The organism is Tardiphaga sp., from assembly GCF_044336785.1.
GTDB lineage: Bacteria > Pseudomonadota > Alphaproteobacteria > Rhizobiales > Xanthobacteraceae > Tardiphaga.
The window spans coordinates 1-5,078 of record NZ_JBIIOT010000173.1; the positions used below are offsets into that span (position 1 = coordinate 1).

Sequence of the window (5,078 nt, forward strand, 5' to 3'; positions counted from 1 at the left end):
CTCTCCCCGCTTGCGGGGAGAGGTCGGATTGCGAAGCAATCCGGGTGAGGGGGACTCTCCGCAGGCGCCGGAGCCTGTGGCTGCCCCTCACCCCGACCCACTCCCCGCGAGCGGGGCGAGGGAGAAACGAAACATCTGCTGCGTCGGCGATGACGACCAGTCGATCTATGGCTGGCGCGGCGCCGAGGTCGATAACATCCTCCGCTTCGAACACGATTTCCCCGGCGCAAAAGTGATCCGACTGGAGCGCAACTATCGCTCCACCGGGCATATCCTCGCCGCGGCCTCGCATCTGATCGCGCATAACGAAGGCCGACTCGGCAAGACGCTGCGCACGGAGGACATCGACGGCGAAAAGGTCACCGTCACCGGCGCATGGGATTCCGAGGAGGAAGCCCGCGGCGTCGGCGAGGAGATCGAGCAGCTGCAGCGCGAGGGCCACAAGCTCAACGATATCGCGATCCTAGTGCGCGCCTCGTTCCAGATGCGCGAATTCGAAGACCGCTTCGTCACCCTCGGCCTGCCCTATCGCGTCATTGGCGGCCCCCGCTTCTATGAGCGGGCGGAGATCCGCGATGCGCTGGCCTATCTGCGCGTGATCAATTCACCGGCCGACGACCTCGCTTTCGAGCGCATCGTCAATGTGCCGAAGCGCGGCCTCGGCGATGCCACCGTGCAGATGCTGCATGACCATGCGCGCCGCCGCCGCATTCCGCTTTCGGAAGCGGCAAGGCAGGTGGTCGAGACCGACGAGATGAAGCCGAAGGCGCGCGGCAGCTTGCGCGACCTGATGCTGAGCTTCGAGCGCTGGCGCAAGCAGATGGAAGTCGTGCCGCATACGGAGCTGGCCGAGGTCGTGCTCGACGAGAGCGGCTATACCGAGATGTGGCAGAAGGACCGCTCGGCCGATGCCGCCGGCCGGCTCGAAAACCTCAAGGAACTGGTGCGCTCCATGGAGGAGTTCGAGAACCTGCAGGGCTTCCTCGAACACATCTCGCTGGTGATGGACCGGGAAGGCGCAGCCGACGAGGACGCGGTGTCCGTCATGACACTGCATTCGGCCAAGGGGCTCGAATTCGACAATGTGTTCCTGCCCGGCTGGGAGGAAGGCCTGTTCCCGCATCAGCGCGCGCTCGACGAGCAGGGCCGCGCCGGCCTCGAGGAAGAGCGCCGCCTCGCCCATGTCGGCATCACGCGCGCCCGCAAGCGCGCAAAGCTCTACTTCGCCACCAATCGCCGCATTCACGGCACCTGGAACACGACGATGCCGTCGCGCTTCCTCGATGAATTGCCGGCGGCGAATGTCGAGATCACGGAATCCAAGGGCGGCTCCGGCTGGGGCGGCGCCGGCGGCTACGGCTCGTCGCGCTTCGACAATCTCGAAGCCTTCGGCTCGACCTATGCGACGCCCGGCTGGCAACGCGCGCAGCAGCAGCGTGGGCGCAGCAGCGGCGGTGGCTTCGGCGAGACTTTCGGCGGCGGCGCTGCGAAAAAGCGACCGATGGTGATCGAAGGCGAGCTGGTGGCTAAATCCACTGGGACGGATTCCGACTTCTCGCTGGATGACCGCGTCTTCCATCAGAAATTCGGCTACGGCCATGTCACGAAAGTCGATGGCAACAAGCTCACCATCGAATTCGACAAGGCCGGCGAGAAGAAGGTCGTGGACAGTTTCGTGGAGCGGGCCTGATCATGCCGGTCTATCTCGCAGTCATCCGCAAGCATGACGATGGCAGCTTCCGCGTCAGCTTCCCTGACCTTCCCGGCCTCGCCACCTCCGGCGACACGCTGGACGAAGCCATCGACGAAGCCGTCGAAACGCTGGAGGACGTGGCCGAGAACTGGGTCAATGCCGATGGCTCGACGACGCTGCCGAAGCCACGGACCATCGACGAGCTGAGCGCCGATCCGGCATTCGCAGACGCGGCCGATGGGGCGACGATCGCGGAGATCGAATACGAGCCGGCGGGCTAGCTCGCCGAACTACAAGTTTTGCGATCGGATTCTCCGGGGTGGGAGAGAAGCCAGTCGCATATGATCGCTGAAAGCAGCTTGTGGCCATCCTTCGAGACGCGCGCAAGAGCGCGCTCCTCAGGATGAGGGAGGAGTGCAGCGGGGTAGAAAACCCTCATGGTGAGGAGCCCGCGAAGCGGACGTCTCGAACCATGCAGGCCGAGCGCTCTCCCGAGCTATGGCTCGTGCCATTTAATTAAGGGAGCAGGCTGGGCGCCTGATCGAGGTTCGCGATACCCCACTTGTCGCTTTTATCGAAGAAGCAGGACCCGCTCTCGCCGTTGGCGTCTGGTTTCCGGATCTCCCCGACTGCGTATCGACCGGCGGCGATACTGACGAAGCCCTGCGAAATGCCCCCGAAGCTCTGCAGCTCTATGCGGCAGGCGTCGCCGCGGAAGGTGGCTCTCGTCGAGCTTGGTGCGCACGCTCACGCGGCCGAATAGCAGCAAAATCTTCTCTGCGACGATTGCGCGGGAGCAGGCGCGTTCCTATCTGTGTCATCCCGCCGCACAGTTCCCACTGCCCCAGCGCTGATTGCCTGCATGTCACCCATCATTTCCGTCTCCGGCCTCACCAAGAGCTATGCCTCCGGTTTTACCGCGCTCAAAGGCATCGATCTCGACATCAATCGCGGCGAAATCTTTGCGCTGCTTGGCCCCAATGGCGCGGGCAAGACGACGCTGATTTCCATCATCTGCGGCATCGTCAATGCCACGTCCGGCACCGTCTCGGTGGATGGCCATGACACGCGGACGGCCTATCGCGCCGCGCGGTCGCTGATCGGACTGGTGCCACAGGAGCTGCATACGGATTCCTTCGAGACCGTCTGGGCCACCGTCAGCTTCAGCCGCGGGTTGTTCGGCAAGCCGAAAAATCCGGCGCTGATCGAGAAGATCCTGAAGGATCTCTCGCTGTGGGAGAAGAAGGACAGCAAGATCATCGAACTGTCCGGCGGCATGAAGCGGCGCGTGATGATCGCCAAGGCGCTGTCGCATGAGCCGCAAGTACTGTTCTTGGACGAGCCGACCGCGGGCGTCGATGTGGAGCTGCGCAAGGGCATGTGGGAAGTGGTGCGCGAGTTGCGCGCCAAGGGCGTCACCGTGCTGCTAACCACGCATTACATCGAGGAAGCCGAGGAGATGGCCGACCGGGTCGGCGTCATCAACAAGGGCGAGATCATCTTGCTCGAGGACAAAGCCAAGCTGATGCAGCAATTCGGCAAGAAACGCCTGAAGCTGCATCTGCAGAGCAAGATCGATGCAGTGCCGGTCTCACTCGCGCCTTACAATCTCGAACTCGGCAATGACGGCATGCAACTGATCTATACATACGACACCAAGAGCGAGCGCACCGGCATTACCAGCCTGCTCAGCGACCTGCGCGAAAACGGCATTCGCTTTGCCGATCTCGACACGGTGCAGAATTCGCTGGAAGAAATCTTCGTCAACCTGGTGAGGAAGTAAGATGAACTTCCGAGCCATCCAGGCCATCTATCTGTTCGAGATGGCGCGCACCTGGCGCACGCTGCTGCAGAGCATCGTCTCGCCGGTCATCTCCACCTCGCTGTATTTCGTGGTGTTCGGCGCCGCCATCGGCTCGCGCATCGCCAATGTGGAAGGCGTCAGCTACGGCACGTTCATCGTGCCGGGCCTCGTGATGCTGTCGGTGCTGACGCAGAGCATCGCCAACGCATCCTTCGGCATCTACTTCCCAAAGTTCATCGGCACGATCTACGAGCTGCTGTCGGCGCCGGTGTCTGCACTGGAAGTCGTGATCGGCTATGTCGGCGCGGCGGCCACCAAGTCGATCATTCTCGGCCTGATCATTCTCGGCACCGCCGGCCTGTTCGTGCCGCTGCACATCATGCATCCCGTCTGGATGCTGACCTTCCTGGTGCTGACGGCTGTGACGTTCAGCCTGTTCGGCTTCATAATCGGCATCTGGGCCGACAGTTTCGAGAAACTGCAGGCGATCCCGCTGCTGGTGGTGACGCCGCTGACCTTCCTGGGCGGCAGCTTCTATTCGGTGAACATGCTGCCGTCGGGCTGGCGCACGGTGACGCTGCTCAATCCGATCGTCTATCTGATCTCGGGCTTCCGCTGGAGCTTCTATGAGATTTCCGACGTCAGCATCGAACTCAGCGTGTTCATGACACTGACGTTCCTCATAATCTGCATGGTCATCGTCTGGTGGATCTTCAAGACCGGCTACAAGCTGAAGAAGTGATGCAGAAACGAAAAACGGCCCGGACATGTCCGGGCCGTTTTGTTGTGCGGCGATCCGCTTAGCGATAGCAGCGGAACTTGCCCTGCTTGTTGTAATAGCCACGGCACTGGGTGCGGCGGCCCTCGGGAATGCCGAGCACGCCCTTCACGCCGCCGACGGCAGCGCCGACGCCGAGACCAAGCGCGCCTCCGACCACACCGCCGACCGGCCCGGCCGCACGGTTGCCGTCACGATAGCCCTGGTTGGCGCCCTGCTCGCCGCCCCGGAACACGCCCTGGGCATGGGCGAAATGTGGCATGGCGACCAGCGCCAGCGTGGCCGCAGCGAGCGTCATACGGGTCTTGATGGACGAATTGGTGGGCAGTGCGGCTGTGTTCAGTTTCATGGTCATCCCCCGCGCCTCGCGCGCTTTGGTCGCAACAACTTGTGTCATGGCAACGTCGCAGGAGGGGAACCGGTTCCGTTGGGAGGTGTTGAATTGCGCATTCCGCACTGCAGCAGGCCGGACGCCGCCAAGATACCGGCATGGCCGTGAACCTTGACCGGTTAAGGATGCACGAAACTGTCACTGGCGAGGCGCCGGACCCGGATGCATATTGAAACCGGGACGGCGAGCAGACAAATGGGCGAAGCCCGGAGGCGAAAAGGTAACATGCGTGCGTTTGTCATGACCCTGGTGGGTCTTTCCGCCCTCGCCGTCGGCGGCACTGCCGAAGCCAAGATCAACATCACCGTGGACAAGGACAGCCAAACGATGACCGTCGTGCAGGACGGCGTCGAGAAATATCGGTGGCCGGTGTCCTCGGGCCTGCCGTCCTATGAGACGCCGAATGGCAGCT

At 62.6% G+C, this 5,078-nt stretch carries 6 protein-coding genes and 1 pseudogene; 6 read left to right on the top strand and 1 reads right to left on the bottom strand.

All coding sequences use genetic code 11. The features are described 5' to 3' along the window. From ACIQ2A_RS25420 to ACIQ2A_RS25440, 5 genes and pseudogenes are all read left to right on the top strand, one after another. A partial coding sequence (locus ACIQ2A_RS25420) for an ATP-dependent helicase (RefSeq protein ID WP_398484760.1) occupies positions 1-1,690 on the top strand: 1,690 nt, incomplete at its 5' end. 2 nt (positions 1,691-1,692) lie between these two features. After that, positions 1,693-1,974 carry a type II toxin-antitoxin system HicB family antitoxin gene (locus ACIQ2A_RS25425; RefSeq protein WP_398484763.1) on the top strand — a complete coding sequence of 94 codons (282 nt, stop codon included), beginning with the start codon at positions 1,693-1,695 and terminating at the stop codon, positions 1,972-1,974. A 292-nt stretch (positions 1,975-2,266) separates the two neighbouring features. Next, positions 2,267-2,404 (top strand): annotated as a pseudogene (locus ACIQ2A_RS25430) (type II toxin-antitoxin system HicB family antitoxin); the annotation flags it as partial. A 151-nt stretch (positions 2,405-2,555) separates the two neighbouring features. Then, positions 2,556-3,476, top strand: coding sequence for an ABC transporter ATP-binding protein (locus ACIQ2A_RS25435; RefSeq protein ID WP_398484765.1), 921 nt, complete (start codon positions 2,556-2,558; stop codon positions 3,474-3,476). A 1-nt stretch (position 3,477) separates the two neighbouring features. Then, a complete protein-coding gene (locus ACIQ2A_RS25440; protein ID WP_398484767.1) occupies positions 3,478-4,239 on the top strand; it encodes an ABC transporter permease in 762 nt (253 codons plus the stop codon). A 58-nt stretch (positions 4,240-4,297) separates the two neighbouring features. Here ACIQ2A_RS25440 and ACIQ2A_RS25445 read toward each other — a convergent pair whose 3' ends face one another. Further along, a complete protein-coding gene (locus ACIQ2A_RS25445; protein WP_398484769.1) occupies positions 4,298-4,624 on the bottom strand; it encodes a hypothetical protein in 327 nt (108 codons plus the stop codon). A gap of 267 nt (positions 4,625-4,891) precedes the next feature. On the opposite strand from ACIQ2A_RS25445, the gene ACIQ2A_RS25450 reads away from it, so the two are divergent. After that, positions 4,892-5,078: L,D-transpeptidase family protein (locus ACIQ2A_RS25450; protein ID WP_398484771.1), on the top strand; the 187-nt coding region annotated here is incomplete at its 3' end.

Bases quoted from the DNA above. Each gene is read 5' to 3' on its own strand.
- ACIQ2A_RS25425 (WP_398484763.1), top strand. From the start codon at position 1,693: ATGCCGGTCTATCTCGCAGTCATCCGCAAGCATGACGATGGCAGCTTC.
- ACIQ2A_RS25435 (WP_398484765.1), top strand. From the start codon at position 2,556: ATGTCACCCATCATTTCCGTCTCCGGCCTCACCAAGAGCTATGCCTCC.
- ACIQ2A_RS25440 (WP_398484767.1), top strand. From the start codon at position 3,478: ATGAACTTCCGAGCCATCCAGGCCATCTATCTGTTCGAGATGGCGCGC.
- ACIQ2A_RS25445 (WP_398484769.1), bottom strand. From the start codon at position 4,624: ATGAAACTGAACACAGCCGCACTGCCCACCAATTCGTCCATCAAGACC.